Origin of the sequence: Thermosipho sp. (in: thermotogales) (assembly GCF_020054775.1) — a bacterium.
Taxonomy (GTDB): Bacteria; Thermotogota; Thermotogae; order Thermotogales; family Fervidobacteriaceae; genus Thermosipho; species Thermosipho africanus.
In genome coordinates, this window is the sequence record NZ_JAIHAP010000004.1 from 16,649 (window position 1) to 37,312 (window position 20,664).

A 20,664-nucleotide genomic window follows, 5' to 3' on the forward strand; every position below is an offset into this window, starting at 1 on the left:
TAATCATTACCTTTTCTAACAGGTCCAACAGAAACTGGAGACGCTCGGTTGTATAGACGTTGTTTTCTCTTTTTCCTTAACCTCTTCTTTTTTAGTTGTTGGCTTTTCGGGCATCACTTTAACAAATTCCTCTTCAGGTATATCTACCTTTTTCGGTTTTTCAAATGATTCTAAAGCGTATCCTTCTTTAACCGGTAAAACCTTTCCATCTGAAAAATAGGCAAACACTGATCCTTCGTACGTTAATATTTTTCCATTTTCAAAAACAGCAAATCTTGTTCCTCTAACACCTGCTGTGACACTCTCGGTTTTTATTCTAAACTTTGAAAACTTATTCAAAAGCTTTTGAACTATATTATAACTTTTTCCTTTTTTTAGGTCCATTACTATGTCAACTACACCTTTGTCGTATCTAATTCTTTCGAATAAAACCTGGGAATTTTCTAGTATTTTTGATACACTACCATCTTCAAACTCTACTTCAACAAAGGAATTTTCCATTGTTAATATTTCGTCTCCTTCTTCAATTACCGTCTCAGATGTTATTGAATTCCAAAGGTCTCCTTTCTTAATTGCAACGTGTCCAGAAAAACTTTTGACCTTTGCAAATGATTTATTTTTTACCTCTTCACTACTTTTAACAAAGTAAATAGTTATCGACGTTGACTCATTCGATGTTTTGAAAATAAGAGTGTCACTCGCTTCAATTAAAGGAGCAATGTAATAAACATATGAGTCTCCAGCAATTCCATCAAATACCACATCAGCTGGTTCAAAACCACCAAGACTAAATTCAACAAATACTGTTTTATCAGAAATCACCTTTATTCCTAACGGGCTTCCAACTTCTACAACTGTTGCATCAGGTATAACTGTAAGACTTGCAAAAATTGAAATTGAAAATAAAACTATAAGGAGAAAAAGTATTTTTTTCATAATAACACCTCCATAAAAATTATGGTCGATATGATTGAAAGAGCCCAGGAAATTACCTGATAACTTTTTAAAAAGTAAAGTGAAAAAAACCCTGTCAATAAAGTATATACTGAATAAACAAGGGGTCCAAAAATATAAAAGATAGGGCAAAGTCCTCTAACAATGTAGCCTACAAAATCACGCTTATATTCACCAACATTATTTTTTAGAATAAAAGTGTAAATTCCAAGAAAATAGGCATTAAAAATAGCAGAAATTAAAATTACTGCAAGTTTATTTGGAATATAAAAAAAGGTTTGAGTTGAAAAAATAGAAGCTAGAAAAAGTGTAAAAATATGCATCAATTGATCTATCAAATAGTATTTTGGACTCTTAAAAAATGGCTTATTATTATTTTTGTATTTAAAAAAGTCAATAAAAAAATGAGAAAGTGTTACAAAAGAAATTATGTATATTGAATTAATATTAAAGTCTTTTCCCGCAAAAAAAGCAACCTGACTAAAGAAAATTAAAATTATGTGCATCAAAAGAACTTTTAATTTTTTTTGCTTGTAAGATGCTATAAATTTATTTTGAAGTACATAGTCTCCAACAAGATGTCCAAGAAACAAATGTATAAACCTATCCATTCTTTTTCATCTCCTCAATGAGCTTTTCATCGTATTTCCCTTGCAAAGCATCAATTGGAGTTTTATTTTCAACAACTTCCAAAACTATTCCAATAATTTGGGCTAATAGTGGAACATCTTTGACTTTTAATGGACCACTTCCATCCTTCTTTTCATGATGATACAAAACTGCTTTTAATATTTGATCTGGAATATCTTCTATCTTACTTAATATTTCATACCCGTATTCCACATGTTTATTTAAAATTTCTAAATCTTCTTTACTAAGTTCCTTTTTAGAAAATACATAATCAGGCACACCTATTTTCCCTAAATCATAAATTTTACTTGCAATCTTCAATATATCTTTTGGAATATTAAATTTTTCGCCAATGGCTATTATTTTATTTTCTATCTCTTTCTGCAATTTTTCATCAACGTTTATCTTCTTAGTGAGTGCTTTTGATAAAGCTTCTAAAGTACTATATAAAAGTTCAGAAACTCTCATCTTTAATATAAAACCTTCTAATATGGAAGTTATAGCATCAGAAATTGCAAGAAAATTTAGAATGAAATCAGGACTTAAATTTCCTTTTAAAATAATAGTTCCAAGCCTACCAGCAGTTTTACTATATATTGGAAAGTAAAATGTATTATTACTAAATTCAATTTCAAAATTATTTTCGTCATATAATATATCGTCAAGATCCCATACCTTTTTCATAGAATTTAGTACATCATCTAAATTGTTTGAATTTATTATTTTCGAAATTATATTTTCTGAAAATTTTGGATCAAAAATTTCAAAAAAATTTGCTATAAAATAAAGTGTTTCATAATCAGGTAGTGCATCATATATTTCTATAGTATGATCTTTTATATCAAGTTTTAAAATAACTTTTTTTCCTGCTTTTCCAAAACTGTCTACAACCAAGTTCTTAAACTCAAACATTCTTCTCACCCTTTAATTCATATAATTTTAACGGCATGCTCTTCCCTTTAACACGATATTCTCCAAGAAAAATAAACTCAAATTTTTCTTTTGCAAGTTTGTAAACACTTTCAGAAACAATTACATTTGCTGGCAGTTCTCGCGTTAAGTGTTCTATCCTTGAACAAGTATTAACAGTATCTCCTATGCTTGTATAATCCATTCTAAAAGGTGCTCCAATGTTACCTACAATTGCTGGACCAAAATGAATTCCTATACCGCTATCCAAATTCATATTATTCTCACTGTTAAATTTTCTTAATTCTTGTCTCATCTCAAGTGCACATTTTAAAGCCCTTTCAATATCATCCTCAAAACTAATTGGTGCACCAAAAACAGCCATTATGGCATCTCCAACAAATTTATCAATTGTTCCATTATATTTATTTTTTATAATGTCACTCATTCTTGTTAAATAGCTGTTTAACAATTCAACTAATTCACTTGCGTCAAGTTTTTCAGAAAGACTTGTAAAACCTTTTATGTCTGAAAAAAGTACAACAATATTTCTTGTTTCTCCACCAAGTGTTAACTTTCCACTTTTTATCAAATAATCAGCTACATTATCTGGAACATATCTATATAGATATTCTTTGATTTTCTTTTTTTCTTTATTCTCTTGAATAAGATTCTTTGAAATATTTGTAGTACTTAAAATAATACAAGAAACTACCGGAAAAAAGCTATCTAGATACACTTGATTTAAGAATAACATATATGAAACTAGAAAAATTAATGGTACAGAAAGAAGAGCCAAAATATTTACTTTTATATTTTTTGACCTTGAAAACAAAAGAACATAAATAATTGCTAATGTAGTAAATAATAACCTCAACCAAGTTGATGCTCTAATTAAAGTATCACCTGATAGCATATTTTGAATAGCAGTTGCATGAATATAAACTCCAGGAGTATTGTTTGAAAATGGAGTTATTCTAAGGTCATACAATCCTTTAGCAGTTGCTGTGTACCCAATAATCACAATTTTATTTTTAAAGATATCTTTGTTAAAATTCCCCGTTTCAATATCATAAAATGAAATTTCTTTAAATATATTATTTCCATAATAAAAAATTTTAAAAAGGCCATTTAAATCAAAAGGAATTTTTAAATCTTTTATTTCAACTATTCTTTTGTCAAAATCAACTATTAAATTTGTTAAATCTGCATTTTTAAACATTGCAACCGCCAAAACATCCATATGAGGTAAAAATCCTGAAGAAATTCCCATTTCATTGGCCCATAACTCCTTAAAAAACAAAGGTAAACTTCTTACAACGCCATCTACATCTATTTCACCAATTTCATATGTTGCAGAAGGAACAAGTGATGAAAACTTCAATATAGGCGGGCGGACTTTGTAAATTTCAATGGGTTGTATGAAATCTAGGCTTTTAAAATTTTTCATTTTGTAGGTATAATTTAGGTAAGTAATATTATTTTCAAGTTTTTCTTTGATCTTTTCATTGTACTTTTGATATGTATCTTTTTCATTTATCAGATAGGTACCTAAAATCACATTTTTGTATTTTGAAATAATACTTGCAAAATAATTATCGTACATTGGATTTGTTTCATCTTCTTCTGTAAAAGACACATCAAATACAACAACTTTTGCCCCAGCATTAAATAAATTCTTAACAACCTTTCCATAGTGGTGCCTTGACCACGGCCATACATCCTTTTCAGCTTCAAGGGAAGTTAAAGAATACTCATCAATTCCAACAATCACTACATCGGGAGTTATATTAACTGAGCCCCTTATTCGATAAAATAGATCCATAATTTTTAATTCAAAAAAATCTATAAATGGTACTTGAAAAAATAAAAATAAAACATAAACAATAAGAAGAACCGCTGATAAATAATATAATATTTTCATACTATAATTCTACCACATATTAATTAAAAATATACCGGTCTATCAATTTCAAAATGCATTCCTCCATTTTTACGCCCTCTTATTGCAATTAACTCTGCCTTTTTGCCATATGCTATACACATTTGCTGAGGTGTTAATCTATATTTTAAAAGGATGTTGTTAAGCAGAGGAAAAATATAAGGGGCAACAACTGTTACGAAAGTCCCTCGATTTCTCAACAAAAAAGAAGCAGATGATATAAAAATTTCTAAAAGTTCTTGACTTGATTTTCTTGAAATCTCCCTTATTTTATTTTCAGAACTTGAAGAGAAATGGTAAGGTGGATTAAAAACTACCATATCAAAACTTTCCGCAGAAAAATGATTTTTTACATCTTTAAGATCTAAGTTAAAAAAATCCACATTATAAACATTGTTCAATTCTATAGCCTTTACTGAAGCATTAAAAAGCTCTTCTTGTACTTCAATTCCCGTAACTTTTAAGTTATAATACTTCGAAAGTCCAAAGCTTACAAAACCTGTCCCACTACCCAATTCACATACATTCTTAATGTCTCTTGTTGGCAATGAATACCACAAAAGAAATACCGACGCATGCGTCGGCTTATGTCCATCAATATCAATAGTTTTAATATCCCTTCCAAGATTTTTATCAAATGGTGGTAGTTTAATCATGATACAAAATCAACCAACGTTTTTTGCAATACTTGTGCAGCTGATTTTAAAGCAGCTTGAAGAACTGATTGTTGCATAGAAAGATCTGTTAAAACCTTTGTAAGATCTGCATCTTGTTCCTTTGAAAGATATTCAGTCATAAACGTATCAATATCTGTTAACCTTGAGCTTACCAACTCTAATGTACGGGAATTTGCACCTATTTGGGCAAATACTTCCATTGTAGAGCTTTCCAATAAATTTACTTCTTTTAAAGTAATATTTGAAAGCTTTAAGCTGTTTCCTTCTCTTAATGCATTTATTGCATCATCTATAACTGTAAATGCATCCTTTCCATTTTCTAGCTTGAAAACATCGTAAACAGTAACTCCATACTCAATCGTAAAACCCATAGCGTTTACTTTTCTTTTTATATTTGCATCAGGAGGAGTTTGAATTTTTCCATTTTCAACAGGCTTTAGATCACTTTTTGCTCCACCAAATATATACTCACCACCAAGTTGCGTATTTGCAATATCTTCAAGATGTTCTTTTAATTTTTCAAGTTCAGAAGCTATTGCTTCTCTTTCAGCAGCATCATTCGTCCCATTAGCTCCTCTAACAATAAGTTCTTTTATTCTATGATACACATTTGTAAGTTCTTGTATGGTAGAATCATATATATTCACAAAGTTTTGGGTATGTTCAACATTCCTCTTAAATTGTTTTAATTCTCTCATACGGCTGGATATATTAGAAGCTCTCGTTGCAACTACTGCGTCATCACTAGGATATGAAACTTCTTTTCCCGAAGAAAGCTTATCATGAAGCTTTGAAATTCTATACAAACTATGTTGTATATTAAATAATGTTCTTTCATTTATCATTCCATTAGTTATTCTCATTTAAATCCCTCCCTATCTTCCTACAACTCCTAGTCTATCAATAACCCTACCTATCATCTCATCCACAGCAGTCATTACCCTTGCAGAGGCATTAAATGCATGTTGAAACTTTATCATATTTGCCATTTCTTCATCTAATGAAACGCCTTTAACTCTTTCTCTTTCATTGCTTATATCTTTCATTATAATATCCGTATTATCTTTCATTTTCATCGCTGTTTCACCTTCAACTCCCATCTCTGCAACAATTCCACCTAAATATTCTGCAAAACTCTCTCTTCCATCATTTAAGATCTTTTCAAAACGCATTTTTGAAAGAATTTCCATAATTGCTGTATTAGCCTGACCTGTTGGACTAAATACTTTCGCATCCCAATTTGTGTTATCCTCTATTTTACCATAATCAACTGCAATAGTTTCAGGATTAACACTCACGGTTGAATTTACCTTAAACTTTTCAACAAATCTAAAAGGTTCATTTGTAGTTATTTTATCAACAAATAAAGTATCAGCTTTTGCAAATCTTTCTCTTAAAGACTTTGGCTCGTCAAAAGGATTTAAAAATACATAATCTTCATCCCAATCGTTTGTTGGATCAGAATCTGCATCTATAAATCCTAATTTTACAAATAATGCCTCTGGCCCTTTTATTGTTTTATCAATTTTAAAATCCATAGACCTTGTCCCTCTAATTACAAATTTATTGTGAGGTGTAACATCAAACAAAATACCTGTTCCAACCTCATTCAATTTATCTGCAAGTTCTTTTAATGTAGTTTGAGTCGGATCAATCTCAATACTTGTAGCACCTATTGTTATCTTAAATGGCAAGGTATGATCTAGAATATTATCCAAAGTCTCCTTACTTGTATCTAACGCCTTATATGTTTCAACATGAAGATTTGATTGAGTAAAGAGCCCATCTGAATCTTGTATATTAACTAAATTTCTATCAAAACTATTACTTTTTGTAGGAATTATCAAAAGTTTACTATTATATACAACTGCTTTTACATCAGATGAAAAATTGGAATTAATATCGTTTGCAAGGTCATTAATTGTATATCCACTTGTTACATTGATATTAGCCTCGGTGCCGTTAATTTTTATCTTATAAGTGCCTTCTTGAACATTAAATTCAGATTGGTTTATAACGTAAATATCAACATCTTTAGTATTAAAACCCATAGTATTGAACATATTTCCATTAAAATCTAATGCAAGTGTATCTTTTAAATCATTTGTATTACTTGTCATTCTAAGCAAATAAGTAGAATCATTATGAATTGCTGTTTCAAAGTTAAACCACAGTCCACTTGATGAGACAGTGTTCATAAAATCCTGGATGGTATCTCCAGCATTTACTGAAATTGCCTGGGCATTGCTTGAACCATCAAAAAATACAATTGCACCCTGATCAATAAATTGTTTTGTTGTTATGTCGCTCAAATTATCCCTATTTGACATTCCTGAAATATACTTTATAGGTCCACCTTCAACCCTCTTTGATCCTGCTATTCTAAATAACACAGAATTTTCTATATTATCAGCTGTCATTTCATTAAAGAAATTCAACCCTGTTACACTTCCATCAGAGTTAAATCCATCTTTGTGAATCAAATTAAATTTATCAGTTAAGTAAAGAACAAATTCATCAAGCCTATTCATATATTTGACTATTATATCATCCCTCAAGTCCATAGCTGCCTTCAAACTTCCATCATGTATATCAACCTTTGAATTTCCTACAAAAATTTCTTTAAATCCTTTCCCATATGGTCTTTCAAGTGCTCTTAATTCATTAACATCACTACCAGTCAATACGATTTGATCTCCTATTCTCAAAGATATTTGACCTGATGCATCTTCGGTATAAAAAATATCAGCAAATTTTGATAAATCATCTAAAATCCTATCTCTTTCATCCAAAAGATCATTTGGAGTAGATTTCAACGCCATAGAAAGTCTTACTTTTGAATTTATATCAGCAAGTCTTTTTACCATTCCATTAATTTGCTCAACTCTTTGGGATATTTCATAGTCAAGATCCTCTCTTAATTGTTCGAGTCTTGAATACAAATCTTTTACATTTTTAACTAATTCTTCCGCCCTACTTACTAGCTCCCTCTTTGCTGCACTATTTGTTGGATCAGTAATAATTTCTTCTATTCCTGACCACATCGAATCAAAAAGGTACCTAATACCCGAATCTCCAGGCTCAGCAAAAAGTTGCTCGACAAAATGCAGATTAGCAGTAATTGAATCCCAATAATTGTATTTGTTATTTACTTGTCTGTATTGTATATCTAAAAATTCATCTCGAATTCTTTGAATATCTTTTACCTTTGAACCAGTACCAATCTGTAAAGGAATAGAAGGTTGAGTAAGTGTTGTAGCAGGTATAGGAGGCATTGTCCTAATAATTGGAACTTGCCTTGAAAATCCGGGAGTATTGGCATTTGCTATATTATGTGAAACAACATTCATTGCAAGCTTACTAGTATAAACTCCTAATAATCCTGTATTTAAAGCCCCAAAAAGGCTAATATCTGGCATTCAATCACTCCTCTATATTAATATGCTTTATCAATTAATGATTTCTGATTAACTCCATAACCCTTTTTTGTGTAAGTTGAAGTAGTGGAAGTATTTGAAAATAACGATTTTATAAATTCAAAATATTTGTTTTCAAAATCCACTAAATTTTTAAAATTAGACATAACGATAGTCAATTCATTAAGATTCTCAACTAAAGTCGCAAGCAAATATGCAACTTCACTGTCATTAGTCTTTTCAATATATTCTTTTATTGACTTATAACCCATCTTATTTATTTCCTTATTTAGCTCTTCTTCAAGGCTTTCAAAGTTAAAAGAGTATTCCTCAACTTTTGAAATATGTCTTGAAAGATTTTGTACATCTTTCTCTATTAATGCTCTTTCTGCAAGCTTAAAAGATTCAATAATACTTTTTAACAAATTAATTTGATTTTTCAATAAATCTTTCATCTTTTACCCTCCCAATATTGCCTTTGCAATTTTTTCAGGATCAATCTTGAACGTTCCATTTTCAATCGCTTGTTTTAATTCATTTACTAACTTTTCTCTAACCTCAGGAATGTTTTTTGATTCATACAAAAGTTTTTTGATTTCAAGCGTTGCAGAAAAATCAACTTTATCTTTACCATTTTTCTTCCTATTTATTTTTTCTGCATTCTTACTATTTATTCCTTGAATATACCCATATCCACCTATTTTTTTTATTTCCATACATTTTCACCTCCAATATTACTTATCGGAAAAAAGTAAAAAAATTAAAAATTCCCTCCACGTTTGTGGAGGGAACTTGGCTTCTATTAAAATCAATTAAAACTTGAATTTCTTAACTTCTTCATAAAGTTTGTTAGCAATTTGTGATACTTCATCTCCTGCATTTTTAACCTCAACCGATCTTTCCTTTTGAAGTTTTGTTGAATCAACAACTGATTCCATTTTTTCAGCAACGCTTGTCACGTTTCTACTAGCAACATCCATAGCACTTGCCATCTCTTCTGCAGCAGCACTTTGCTCTTGTGCAATTGCAGCAAGATTTTCTATCATTCCGGAAATATCTGTTATTTGATTTAATATTCCCCTTAAATTACTTGCAATATTTTCACTTTCTTTACTTGCATTAGAAACTATTTCTACCATGTCTCCTGTTTCTGTTCTAACATCCTCAGAACGTTGTTGAATATTTTTCAATATCTGTGTAATTTTATCAGTTGCAGATTTACTTTCTTCAGCAAGCTTTCTAATTTCATCAGCAACAACTGCAAACCCTTTTCCTGCCTCTCCTGCCCTTGCAGCCTCTATCGCCGCATTCAATGCAAGAAGGTTCGTTTGTTCGGCTATGCTTGAAATAGTTTCAACTATTTCTCCAATATTGTTAGCATTGCTTGCAAGATCATCAACTTTTTCTGACATAGATTGAGATTTTAACTTTATGTTTTCAATAATTTGAACTATAGTATCTATAGCTTTTTCACTATCTTTTGCAGAATTTGAAACTTCTGTAGCTTTTTCAGTTAGGTCTTGTGATGTCTTTGAAACGTTTTGAGCGCTTGCTGCAACTTCTTCCACACCACTTGTAGTTTCTTCTATCGCAGATGATGCATTTTGAATTTCATAGTTTATCTCTTCTATATTTTTAGTAAGTTCTTCCACTTCATTTTCTTGCTCCACAGAAAGTGTTGTAAGTTTTTCTGAATTTTCTCTAAGTTTCAATGTATTTTGATCAACTTGTGAAATAAGTACAGACAAATTATCAAGTGCTTTATTAAGCTGTTCTGACATGTGCCCAATTTCATCTTTTGAATTAATCTCTACTCTTTGAGTTAGATCACCATTTCCAAGTTTTTCAATTACCTCAACAAGTGACTTTATAGGTTTTACTACTGAATTTCCTGTAAAGCTTCCAAAAATAAATGAAATTGCAATTGCAACTATTGAAATGACAACAAGTAAGATCATAATTTCAGTTGCTCGTTTATTTACTTCTTTTGAAAGAGCAACAGTTACAAATATCCACCCATTATCCATCTTTGAAAATCCTGCCATTCTCTTTATTCCATCGTAAACATATTCTATAACTCCTGATTTATTTTTACTATTAATCATTTGTTTAAACCAATCCATGTCTGCACCGGATTTACCGATTTTTTCTTCATCTACGTGTAATAACGTTTTACCATCAGATGATAACAGATAAGAATATCCATTTTCTCCAAATTTAGTTGAAAGAAGGGAATTTGCAAGTTCTGATGCCTTAAAATCAAGCGCCACAACACCAATTATCTGTCCATTATTCACAACAGCCTTTGCAACAGTTATTACAATGTCACTTGTTGAAGCATCTAGATATGGCTCAGTTATAATTACCTTACCTTTGTTTTTTACTGCATCAACGTACCATGGCCGTTTTGTTGGATCATAACCCTCTGGTAGTTCAGCATCGGGATATATATAAAATTTTTTATCTGAAGTTCCAAGATAAATCCACAAAGCATCTTTATACTTATCTTTAATATTTTTAAAAGTTTTCAGCATCCATGTAACCTCATCGTACTTGTTTTCCTTTGCACCAACAACGTTGGCATCAGAAGAAAGAAAATCCACAAGATTTACATATCCTTGAAGAAAATTTTCCAAATTTTTTGTTCCCGAAGTTGCTATCGATAAAAGAGAAGTTGTTCCTAACTCCTTTCCGACGCTATATGAATTAACTATTGCTACAGTTGAAATAATAGCAAGAGGTAAGACAGCAGATAAGATCAAAAGAAGCCACAGCTTTGCCCTTATTGACAAATTTTTAAACATAATTTCACCTCCATAAAAGCTTGAACTTTAAAAAATAACTTTTTAACCTTTTTAATTTTATATTTGCTTTTTTATTCATTTTTTTACATTACATAAATATTTTACCATAAAAAAATATCAAAAAAACTACTAAAATAATTTTTTCAAAAAACTTATAATTTTAGCTTGGAAAAACATTAAGAAGCATACGGTGGAAATAATAATATTAACGGCAGGAAAAAAGGAGTGTGTGGCCATTATTTATTAAAAAATAAAATACGTGGAAAGCAAAAAGGATAAATTTAATCATTAAAGACTAACACTTTTTCATTATTAACATTTCTTTACTGTATAGTCTTATTTATGAACTTTTGCTTGGTAAAGTTATTTATATTTTTTTATCTTCTGAAATAAAAACTTTTCCAAGATTTTGATAATCTAAATGAACATCAATTTGGGTAAATGGTATTTCAATATTGTTTTCATCAAATATTTTCTTTATTCTAAATGCAAGTGAATTAACAGCATCAAAATAAGTACTTCTTTCAACCCAAAAATAAACAGTAAAATCTATTGAACTCGCCCCAAATTGTTTAAAAGCAATAAAATTACTAACACCTTCTTTTACAACAAGTGGTTCTTCTTCAATTGCTTTTTGAAGTAATTTAAATGCAGTTTCCAAATCAGTGTTATACGAAACTCCAACATCCATTGTTACTCTTCTAACAGGACCTGGCCAAAATTTCGTAACTATTCCACTCCATACAGATTTATTTGGAATTAAAATTAATTTTCCGTCAAAACTTTTAATATAACTGTGATTAATCTTTATCTCATCAACAACACCTGTAACTCCATTTATGTCTACAACTTCCCCTTCAAATAACTTTCTAGTAGACATAACTAGAATCCCTGAAACAAAATTAGTTAACGGCTCTTGAAGGGCAAGACCTACAATTATACTCGATATCCCAAGCCCAGTTATATATGGTACAAGGTTGACTTTCCAAATGCTTAACAAGGCAAGTATTACAAAAACTGAAATAATAACACCAACAAAAAACTTTACAGTTTTTGGAGCTTTTAACTCTTTTCCAAAAGCTTCTAAGGATTTTTGAATAATCTTAGTTAAGTACTTATAAACTACATAACCAACTAAAACAGAGATGATTGATAATAGTACCTCATCCCAAAAATTTTGAAATATTTCCTTCATTTTTTCACTTCCTTAAAAAATTGTAATCTAGCTGCATTGCATCTCTTACCATCTCTATTGTTTCTCTTGCAACTTGTCTTGCTTTTTTATTTCCTTCAACTATTACGTCTTTTACATAGTCATCAGTAAGACTGTTATACCTTTCCCAAATAGGCTCTAGTCTTTCCTTCATATTTTTTAACAACAACTTTTTACAATCCACACAACCAATTTTTGCATTTGTACATCCATCTTTTACCCATTCAGCATCTTTATCTGAAATTCCAAAAGCTTTGTGATAGTCCCATACAGGACATTTTTCAGGATTTCCAGGATCTGTTCTTCTTTGTCTTGCCGGATCCGTAATCATAGGCATAACCATTTTTTTAAGAGTTTCTTCATCAGCCACTAATGGAATTGTATTTCCATAACTTTTACTCATTTTTCTCCCATCTGTTCCCAAGAGTTTTGGAACCTTTGATAATATTGGTTCAGGCTCTGGAAATACTTCTTTGTATAAGTAATTAAACCTTCTTGCAATCTCTCTTGTAAGTTCTATATGATAGACTTGATCTTCACCAACTGGGACACCTGTTGCCCTGTAAATTAAAATATCAGCAGCTTGAAGTACCGGATAAATTAAAAATCCAGCATTTGAAAGATCTTTATCGGAAAGTTGCTGCTTTATTTCTTTGTAAGTTGGAACTCTCTCTAGCCTTGAAACTGAAACAAACATTGAAAATAATAGTGTTAATTCTGCATGTTCTTTAATCTCAGATTGAATAAAAATTGTAGATTTATTTGGATCAATTCCAACTGCAAGGTAAGATTTAACAAGCTCTATTGAATTATTTACAATTTCTTTGGTGTCATTGTAATGAGTAGTTAGTGCATGCCAATCAGCCACAAAATAAAAACATTCATGACCTTTTTCTTGAAGTTCTACCCAAGATGAAAGTGCGCCAAAAAGATGTCCGATATGTAATTTTCCTGTTGGTCTCATTCCACTAAGCACTCTCATTATTTTGACCTCCTACTTTTTGTTTTTCCTTCCAGCTTTTCATATATACTTTTTAATCTTTCCTCAACGATATAATTTACAGTGCCGCGCGGATATTTACCCTTTGAATTTAATTTGCCAGCTGGTTTCTCCATCAAAATTTCAATTGCTTCATCCACTGTTTTAACAGCCCATATGTTAAATAGTCCCTTTTTAATATCATTTAAAATTTCATCTTTTAATACCAAATTTTTGATATTTGATTCTGGAATAATAACACCGTGAGTTCCATCTAATCCCCTGTGCTTGCATAACCTATAAAATCCTTCCACTTTTTCAATTGCTCCACCAATAGGTTGAACTATTCCATGTTGGTTTATAGATCCTGTAACAGCAATTGATTGTCTAATTGGAATATTTGAGATAGCAGAAATTATTGCAATTGTTTCTGCAAGAGACGCACTGTCTCCTTCAACCACACCATAGACTTGTTCAAAGCTAATCGAGACCCCTATTGAAATTGGAAATTCCCTTGCATATTTACTTCCCAAATAACCCATTAACGTTAACACGGCTTTCCCATGAATGTTTCCACTTAAATCAGATTCCCTTTGTATATCAATAATTCCTGTATTTCCAACATAAGTTTTTGCAGTTATTTTTACTGGCATTCCAAAAGAAAAATCACCAAATTGACTTACAGTTAAACCATTAATCTGACCTACAACCTTTCCATGAGTTTCTATCATTATCTCGTACTTCTTCAATGCTTCATCGTATTTATCCATTATAAGTTTTGTTCTATTTTCACGAGATACTATAGCTTTTTCAACATCTTGCTTTGAAATTGTCTCAGAATTTCTTAATTTTGAATAATAATCAGATTCTATAACTAAATCGGCTATACTTCCCATCTTCATCGATATCTTTTCTTTATTTTCTGATAGTCTCATAGAATACCAGATTATTTTCTTTAAAGCAGAAGAATCAAGGGGATTTAATTCATTTGCTTCTACAACATTTGACAAAAAGGAATAATATTGCTTAATGTTATCCCTTGTAGCATCCATTTCCCAATCAAATTCAACTTTTACCTTAAATAGTTTTTTAAAATCTTCATCATACTCGTATAAAATATAATATAAATCTGGTGTTCCTATTAAAATTACCTTTAAATTCAAATCAATAGGTTCTGGCTTTAAAGTAATTGTTGGACTAACTCCGTAAGCACTATCCAGATTCTCAATTTGAATTTTCTTAGACATTAAAGTTTTCTTTAATTTATCCCAAACATAAGGAAATTTTAGCAAATCCTCCGCATTGAGTATGAGATAGCCTCCATTTGCTCTATGTATTGATCCCCCTCTTATCATTGAAAAATCTGTGTATAAAACACCAGATTTTGAAATGTATTCAACTTTTCCAAAAAGATTGGGATATGTAGGGTTATTTTCATAAACTACAGGAGCACTATTCTCCTGTGAATTGTCAACTATTAAATTAATAGTTAGAATATGTTTAATGTAATTTTTCCAGTCATCAGATTTTTTTATTTGACCTATATGCTTTACAATGTGATTTTTAAGCTTTTCAAAATGGTTCACAAGTTTTTCACTGTATCTAAATTCGTCTTTCAATTCTTCAAATAAAGATTCTATTGAAAACAATGTAGCATATTTATCTAAATCATTAAATTTTTCCTTGTATTCTAAATCAAGTTTTCGAAGCTGGTGCAGTGCACCAGATATAAGATGTTCTACTTTTTTGGAATTTTCTTCAAATGTCTGTTTTACTTCTTCTGAAAGCTTTTCAAATTCTTCAGGAGTCAATGCCTTTCCATCAATCTGAGGTATATAAATTATTCCTGTTGGAGCAAGTTTTATTAAAAAACCCAATCTTAAAGCTTTTTTAGAAAGCTCTTTAATAATACTTTCACGTTTTTCGTTATATTCCTCTTCAAGTTCTTTTCTTTTTTCTTCATATTCTTCACTTTCAAATGTCTTTTGAATATTTGTAAAAATTTCCTCAGCCGAATTTTCAAGCTTTTCTTTTAATTTTCGACCCTGCCCAGGAGGAAGCAAAATAGCTTTTGCAGAATACGGATCATCAAGATCAATTGTATAAACAAGATCATAATAATTTTTCTTTGATTTTGCAAATTTCTTTGTAACAGAGAGCGCAAATGACTTTCTTCCCGTCCCACTGGGACCGACAATAAATATATTGTATCCCGGTTTATCTATTGAAAGCCCAAAATTCATAGAATCAAAAGCATTGTCACGACCAATAAATGTATCACAAGGACTTACATTTTTTGAAGTAGCAATTTTTGGAAACAATTTATTATCTATTTTTAAATCATTATAACTTAGTTTCTTCATATTCAACCCCCCTTGAAACAAACTTATACTTACCATCTCTAAACGAAACGCCAAAAACAGCGCTTCCACTACCTGTTAAAGCTGCTGTTATATGAGTCCTTCTTAACCTTTTTATATTCGCCATAATTTCTTTATAGTTATTTGCAACCACCTTTTCAAAAATATTATAAGTACACCTTTTAATTTCTCCTGCATTCCTGTTTTTATATGCTTCGTATAAGACATATGGAGAACATGGTGCTCTGTTAAACAAAGAAGGATTTAAAAGTCTATACGCTTCCTTTGTAGATATACCATTTTCACTAGTCAAAAGGTCTACATAATAGCCTTTAAGAGCCGGAAGCGGTTCAATTTTTTCTCCTTTTCCCTTAACTACTGCAGTACCTCCTATTAGAAAAAAAGGAACATCGCTACCAATTTTTATTGCTAAATTCAAAAGTTCAGAAGTTGGAATTTTAAAAGTTTTTCCAAGAAAAAACAATAAAGCTGCAGCATCAGCACTTCCTCCACCTAGTCCTGCTTCCATTGGAATGTTTTTTTCAAGAATTACCCTAAAACCAAATTCTGGCTCTTTGTATTTTTCACAAAACAAATCCCATACTTTATAAAGTATATTATTCTCAATTTCAACATTTGATTTAATTTCAAGTCCTCTATCTATCTTTACAATTGACAATCTATCATAAAGAGATATATTCTGAAATAATGAATTAATTTCATGATATCCATCGTCTCTTTTTTTTACTACATCCAAAGAAAGATTTATTTTTGCATAAGCTCTAACGACTGTACTACCGTTTTGCTCCATCCTTCCATCTCCTCAAAATATTCCCTCGGATTTTCAGTGAACAGTTCTATAAATTTGTCCTTTTCTTTCAATCCCTTGTATTTTACATCTGCAACGTAACATATACCTACATGAACTCTACTTACAGGGGTATCCACTACGTTAATAACTCCGACATAGTTTAAAGATTTTATATCAACGTCAACTTCTTCGTTTATTTCTCGTATAAGACCATTTTTAAATGCTTCCAATGGTTCTAACGAATCATCTGTATTAATATGTCCTCCAACACCTATAGTTATTTGATTGTGTAATCGTTTTTCCCCCTGTTTACTTGTTCTTTTAAAAAGCAAAAATTTATTTTCTTCTCTTAATACAATATACGGTATTACTTGCCTTATAGTTTCATCAGTTTCTGCAGAATTTCTATCAACAAAAAAACCTTTATTTTCTATTAACGAAATTATATCATATTCATTAACAAAAATTAATCCATGCCTTTTATTACAAAGTCTTTCCACATCTTCTGTCGGCACAACCAAAACTTTCTCATTCTCATACATTTTTTAACCTCCCAATTCTTCTAGATCTTCTAATAATATCTTTTTAGCTATTTCTTTATCAATTTCACTAGCAATTACACCTATCGCGGCAAAAATGTAATATTTATCTCTAAATATTTTAACTTCATTCTGTGGTAAAAGCTCCATCGGATGTAATTTTGACAGATTATTCACAGTTTTCAAAACATCTTTTGCATACTTTGAACGACTTAAAAAACCTCCCGTCCCAAAAAGATACCTAACAGCAGTTAAATCTTTCCCTTCCGCTATTAATTTTCTTCCCAACGCAGTATATATATGCTTTTTTTTACCGACATGTCTTCTTATTCCTTGCTGAAAGCAATATAAGGCAAGTTTTGATATAAAATATTCATCTTGGTCCGTTTTTGGATAAGGTGAAATTCTTTCTATCAATTCATCTAAGTTTTCAAATTCGTGCTTTAAATTTTCTTTACCAATTAAATCAATAACATTGTGAGCATTAACAAACAATCCAAGATCACCTTCAACAGTACGCTTTGCAACAGGTTCTGGAGAAATTGTAATCTCTTGAATTTCATTACTTCCTTCTGTTACTGAATCTACATCTGTTGTAGCTCCACCAATATCAACTGTTAAGACATCTCCATAAATTTCAGATAAAAGTTGCGTCGCCTTCATTACAGCACCAGGGGTTGTATGAATTTCATAATCTACAACATCATAAATCTTTTCCATGCCAGGTGCTTTAGTAATATGTTTTGCAAAAACTTCTTTTATTATATTTCTAGTAGGTTCAACATTTAACTGATCTATTTTGGGATAAACATTTTCAGTCACAAAAACAGTTTTTCCAGAATTTTTTAAAATGAATTCAACCTGTTCTGCTGCGGCGATATTACCTGCATAAATAATAGGAACATCCAACTCAAGCTTTGACAGTAATTTTGCATTATGAATTACTGTCTCTTTTTCTCCATAGTCAACTCCACCGGCAAGAAGTATTAATTTTGGCGAAATCTGCTTTATCTTGTGAAGATGAAATTCATCCATTTTTCCTGCCGTAATATATTTTATTACAGCCCCCGCACCAAGTGCAGCTTCTTTTGCAGCTCGAACAGTCATATCATATACTAGACCATGAACTGTCATTTTTAGCCCACCGGCTGCACTACTTGAAGCAGCAAATTTATCCCATGAAAAATTAGAGACTCCCAGTTTTTCTTTTAAATTTTCAATTGCTCTCTCTATTCCAATTGTTACGTCCCCTTCATTTACAGTTGTCCAATGTTCTCCCTGAGCTAAAATTTTTACTTTTCCATCCAAATTGTGAAAGGCTGTTACCACAGTTGTAGTTGAACCAATTTCTGCAAAAACTAAATCAACCTTCAATTTATTCACCCCCTTTTTAAATTTTAACACGAAAGTTGAAAAAGTATATTGCAAGTTATATAAGTTATAGAGTATAATTTAGTTGTAAAAAATGGATAGGGAGGTGTAAAATATGAAAATTACATTTTTAGGGCATGCTGTTTTTCTTATTGAAACAAATAAAAAGATATTAATTGATCCATTTATAACTGGAAATCCTGCATTTCCAAAAGATTTTTCTTTTGACAAAATAGATTATATACTAGTAACTCATGGCCATGGAGATCACATTGGAGATACTGTGGAGCTTTCTAAAAAATATAATGCAACTGTTGTTTCAAACTTTGAAATATGCAATTATCTTCAAAAGAAAGGTGTTAATAAAGTTCATCCAATGCATATTGGAGGATCATTTAATTTTGATTTTGGCAAATTAAAAATGACGCCTGCTTTACATGGGTCAGGCATAATTGAAGGAGATAATATAATATATGGAGGTAATCCTGGGGGATTTGTTATTTATTCTGAAAAATCTGTATATCATGCAGGAGATACAGGTCTTACAAAAGATATGGAACTTTTACGTGGTGTTGATGTTGCAATATTACCAATTGGTGGAAATTTTGTAATGGATGTTGAAGATGCCTTAAAGGCTGTAGAAATGATAAAACCTAAGGTAGTAATTCCTATGCACTATAACACATGGGATATTATAAGCGCTGATGAAGAAAAATTTAAAAAGGGTTCCAAGCAATTAGGAGTTAAGTGCATTATTCTAAAACCTGGCGAAAGTGTGGAGATATAAAGTGAAAAAAATTATTGTAATTTTCCTAGTACTTTTCTCTTTAACACTTTTTTCTTTCAATATCCCGCGGTACATCGGAAGTAACGATGTTGAGATTGAATTTGAAAATCTAGATGGATATTTTAATGGAGTTGCTATAAAAAATAAAAAAATAAATGGTCTTGACTTTGAAGAAGGAGTTCATTCTTTAAGATTGGTAGGAAGTTACCAGGAATTCTTGTTTAAAGTTATTATAGACACTATTCCACCAACTTCTACAATATTCACTACAAGGGATCCTAATCTTGTTATTTTGGAAAATGAAGTTTTAAAAATTAATTACGAAAATAGAATAAATTTCTTTGGTGAAAAAATTACCGGAAGCTTTAAAAGAGATGAAAAAGCCCCTTTCTTATTCTGCAATATAGATGAAGCAAAAAATATAGGAGGCTTTTCCATAGTTCCACCAAGCGTAAGCAATATAACACCACTTGACTCTAAAACTCCTATATCAGGAATAAATAATAAGAATATTTTACTCAGCTCAAAATCTCCATACAAAATTGTTGGACGTGTTGTAATTCCTGAAAAAGCCGTACTCTTTTTTGAACCAGGTGTTGAATTAAAGAGCATAGGAAAAAGTGGAATAACAGTAAAAGGAACAGTTTATATTCCAGAAGATGTTTCATTTTCTGGGTATATTAGCTTTGATGTTTCAGAAAATGGAAAATTTGTCTCAAAAACAAAAAATTTTGATGGTGAAATTTCCTCAAATGGAGGGCAACTTGTCTATATAGAAAATGCACATCTTGAAAATGTAAATGTTTCAAAAACTAACGTTGTTGTAATAAAAAATTCTGTTATTTCTAGCATAAACGCTAAACACATCGCTTTTCTAGTTTTAGAAAACTCAACAATAACAAATTTAAATATTGCAAATACTAGAGAAGTTATATTAAATAATATTGACTCTACTAATTCAAGAGTGGAAGGTCTAACAAATATTAATATATATAATCTCAGATCCAAGTCTTTAACAGTTGCTGATTTTTCAAATATTGTAATAAGATTTTCTCAGATAGAAAAAGTCACATTTGAAAGAGGAGTATACTTTCATGGAAAAAATGTTGAGTTTGCAAGTTTAAAATTAAATACATTTTGTGTTGGAAAATTTTATAAATCGAAAATAGAAAAAGTTGAAACATTAAAATCAAAATTGTTGAAAAGATTGGTAGAAATAGAAAACATTGTTAGTGATAAAAAATCTACTATTGAAGATTATTAAGCGAGGTG

The 20,664-nt window shown here is 30.6% G+C and carries 18 protein-coding genes; 2 read left to right on the plus strand and 16 right to left on the minus strand.

Features of this window, described 5'->3' with window-relative positions:
• Positions 1 to 15 precede the first annotated feature (15 nt).
• The 16 genes from JG780_RS01630 to JG780_RS01705 all read right to left on the minus strand — a co-directional run bounded on the left by JG780_RS01630 (position 16) and on the right by JG780_RS01705 (position 18,608).
• Positions 16 to 936, minus strand: a complete 921-nt coding sequence (locus tag JG780_RS01630; RefSeq protein ID WP_287569025.1) for a FecR family protein — start codon at positions 934 to 936, stop codon at positions 16 to 18.
• Entirely contained in the window at positions 933 to 1,565 is a 633-nt protein-coding gene (locus tag JG780_RS01635) for a DUF3307 domain-containing protein (protein WP_114702182.1), read from the minus strand. Before JG780_RS01635 ends, JG780_RS01630 begins: the two co-directional genes overlap by 4 nt.
• On the minus strand, positions 1,558 to 2,496 hold the full coding sequence (locus JG780_RS01640) for an HD-GYP domain-containing protein (RefSeq protein WP_287569026.1): 939 nt from the start codon (positions 2,494 to 2,496) through the stop codon (positions 1,558 to 1,560). The genes JG780_RS01635 and JG780_RS01640 overlap by 8 nt, the downstream gene beginning before the upstream one ends.
• Positions 2,489 to 4,417, minus strand: a complete 1,929-nt coding sequence (locus JG780_RS01645; protein WP_287569027.1) for a CHASE2 domain-containing protein — start codon at positions 4,415 to 4,417, stop codon at positions 2,489 to 2,491. Before JG780_RS01645 ends, JG780_RS01640 begins: the two co-directional genes overlap by 8 nt.
• Positions 4,418 to 4,440: 23 nt before the next feature.
• Entirely contained in the window at positions 4,441 to 5,091 is a 651-nt protein-coding gene (locus JG780_RS01650; protein WP_012579635.1) for a tRNA1(Val) (adenine(37)-N6)-methyltransferase, read from the minus strand.
• The gene (gene flgL / locus JG780_RS01655; RefSeq protein WP_287569028.1) at positions 5,088 to 5,975 is read right to left on the minus strand and encodes a flagellar hook-associated protein FlgL; all 888 of its coding nucleotides are present in this window, start codon (positions 5,973 to 5,975) and stop codon (positions 5,088 to 5,090) included. The genes JG780_RS01650 and flgL overlap by 4 nt, the downstream gene beginning before the upstream one ends.
• 12 nt (positions 5,976 to 5,987) lie before the next feature.
• Positions 5,988 to 8,531, minus strand: a complete 2,544-nt coding sequence (gene flgK, locus JG780_RS01660) for a flagellar hook-associated protein FlgK (protein ID WP_004100636.1) — start codon at positions 8,529 to 8,531, stop codon at positions 5,988 to 5,990.
• A gap of 17 nt (positions 8,532 to 8,548) precedes the next feature.
• Positions 8,549 to 8,983 carry a flagellar export chaperone FlgN gene (gene flgN / locus JG780_RS01665; RefSeq protein ID WP_287569029.1) on the minus strand — a complete coding sequence of 145 codons (435 nt, stop codon included), beginning with the start codon at positions 8,981 to 8,983 and terminating at the stop codon, positions 8,549 to 8,551.
• 3 nt (positions 8,984 to 8,986) lie between these two features.
• Positions 8,987 to 9,244, minus strand: a complete 258-nt coding sequence (flgM, locus tag JG780_RS01670) for a flagellar biosynthesis anti-sigma factor FlgM (protein WP_012579638.1) — start codon at positions 9,242 to 9,244, stop codon at positions 8,987 to 8,989.
• Between the two features lie 96 nt (positions 9,245 to 9,340).
• Entirely contained in the window at positions 9,341 to 11,332 is a 1,992-nt protein-coding gene (locus JG780_RS01675) for a methyl-accepting chemotaxis protein (protein ID WP_287569030.1), read from the minus strand.
• A gap of 367 nt (positions 11,333 to 11,699) precedes the next feature.
• Positions 11,700 to 12,527 carry a mechanosensitive ion channel family protein gene (locus JG780_RS01680; RefSeq protein ID WP_004100623.1) on the minus strand — a complete coding sequence of 276 codons (828 nt, stop codon included), beginning with the start codon at positions 12,525 to 12,527 and terminating at the stop codon, positions 11,700 to 11,702.
• A 4-nt stretch (positions 12,528 to 12,531) separates the two neighbouring features.
• A complete protein-coding gene (gene trpS / locus JG780_RS01685; RefSeq protein WP_004100615.1) occupies positions 12,532 to 13,527 on the minus strand; it encodes a tryptophan--tRNA ligase in 996 nt (331 codons plus the stop codon).
• A complete protein-coding gene (locus JG780_RS01690; RefSeq protein WP_004100612.1) occupies positions 13,527 to 15,887 on the minus strand; it encodes an AAA family ATPase in 2,361 nt (786 codons plus the stop codon). The genes trpS and JG780_RS01690 overlap by 1 nt, the downstream gene beginning before the upstream one ends.
• Positions 15,868 to 16,695 carry a 4-(cytidine 5'-diphospho)-2-C-methyl-D-erythritol kinase gene (gene ispE, locus JG780_RS01695; protein WP_287569031.1) on the minus strand — a complete coding sequence of 276 codons (828 nt, stop codon included), beginning with the start codon at positions 16,693 to 16,695 and terminating at the stop codon, positions 15,868 to 15,870. Before ispE ends, JG780_RS01690 begins: the two co-directional genes overlap by 20 nt.
• The gene (locus JG780_RS01700) at positions 16,650 to 17,237 is read right to left on the minus strand and encodes an NUDIX domain-containing protein (protein ID WP_004100609.1); all 588 of its coding nucleotides are present in this window, start codon (positions 17,235 to 17,237) and stop codon (positions 16,650 to 16,652) included. Before JG780_RS01700 ends, ispE begins: the two co-directional genes overlap by 46 nt.
• Before the next feature lie 3 nt (positions 17,238 to 17,240).
• Complete coding sequence (locus tag JG780_RS01705; protein WP_004100607.1) at positions 17,241 to 18,608, minus strand: GlmL-related ornithine degradation protein; 1,368 nt, start codon at positions 18,606 to 18,608, stop codon at positions 17,241 to 17,243.
• A 112-nt stretch (positions 18,609 to 18,720) separates the two neighbouring features.
• Here JG780_RS01705 and JG780_RS01710 point away from each other — a divergent pair, with 112 nt between their 5' ends.
• Both JG780_RS01710 and JG780_RS01715 read left to right on the plus strand, forming a co-directional pair.
• Positions 18,721 to 19,392: a metal-dependent hydrolase gene (locus JG780_RS01710; protein WP_012579640.1), complete on the plus strand. Its 672-nt coding sequence runs from the start codon at positions 18,721 to 18,723 to the stop codon at positions 19,390 to 19,392.
• 1 nt (position 19,393) lies between these two features.
• Positions 19,394 to 20,656: a hypothetical protein gene (locus JG780_RS01715; protein WP_287569032.1), complete on the plus strand. Its 1,263-nt coding sequence runs from the start codon at positions 19,394 to 19,396 to the stop codon at positions 20,654 to 20,656.
• The last annotated feature ends 8 nt before the right edge of the window (positions 20,657 to 20,664 follow it).

Bases quoted from the DNA above. Each gene is read 5' to 3' on its own strand.
- JG780_RS01630 (WP_287569025.1), bottom strand. From the start codon at position 936: ATGAAAAAAATACTTTTTCTCCTTATAGTTTTATTTTCAATTTCAATT.
- JG780_RS01635 (WP_114702182.1), bottom strand. From the start codon at position 1,565: ATGGATAGGTTTATACATTTGTTTCTTGGACATCTTGTTGGAGACTAT.
- JG780_RS01640 (WP_287569026.1), bottom strand. From the start codon at position 2,496: ATGTTTGAGTTTAAGAACTTGGTTGTAGACAGTTTTGGAAAAGCAGGA.
- JG780_RS01645 (WP_287569027.1), bottom strand. From the start codon at position 4,417: ATGAAAATATTATATTATTTATCAGCGGTTCTTCTTATTGTTTATGTT.
- JG780_RS01650 (WP_012579635.1), bottom strand. From the start codon at position 5,091: ATGATTAAACTACCACCATTTGATAAAAATCTTGGAAGGGATATTAAA.
- flgL (WP_287569028.1), bottom strand. From the start codon at position 5,975: ATGAGAATAACTAATGGAATGATAAATGAAAGAACATTATTTAATATA.
- flgK (WP_004100636.1), bottom strand. From the start codon at position 8,531: ATGCCAGATATTAGCCTTTTTGGGGCTTTAAATACAGGATTATTAGGA.
- flgN (WP_287569029.1), bottom strand. From the start codon at position 8,983: ATGAAAGATTTATTGAAAAATCAAATTAATTTGTTAAAAAGTATTATT.
- flgM (WP_012579638.1), bottom strand. From the start codon at position 9,244: ATGGAAATAAAAAAAATAGGTGGATATGGGTATATTCAAGGAATAAAT.
- JG780_RS01675 (WP_287569030.1), bottom strand. From the start codon at position 11,332: ATGTTTAAAAATTTGTCAATAAGGGCAAAGCTGTGGCTTCTTTTGATC.
- JG780_RS01680 (WP_004100623.1), bottom strand. From the start codon at position 12,527: ATGAAGGAAATATTTCAAAATTTTTGGGATGAGGTACTATTATCAATC.
- trpS (WP_004100615.1), bottom strand. From the start codon at position 13,527: ATGAGAGTGCTTAGTGGAATGAGACCAACAGGAAAATTACATATCGGA.
- JG780_RS01690 (WP_004100612.1), bottom strand. From the start codon at position 15,887: ATGAAGAAACTAAGTTATAATGATTTAAAAATAGATAATAAATTGTTT.
- ispE (WP_287569031.1), bottom strand. From the start codon at position 16,695: ATGGAGCAAAACGGTAGTACAGTCGTTAGAGCTTATGCAAAAATAAAT.
- JG780_RS01700 (WP_004100609.1), bottom strand. From the start codon at position 17,237: ATGTATGAGAATGAGAAAGTTTTGGTTGTGCCGACAGAAGATGTGGAA.
- JG780_RS01710 (WP_012579640.1), top strand. From the start codon at position 18,721: ATGAAAATTACATTTTTAGGGCATGCTGTTTTTCTTATTGAAACAAAT.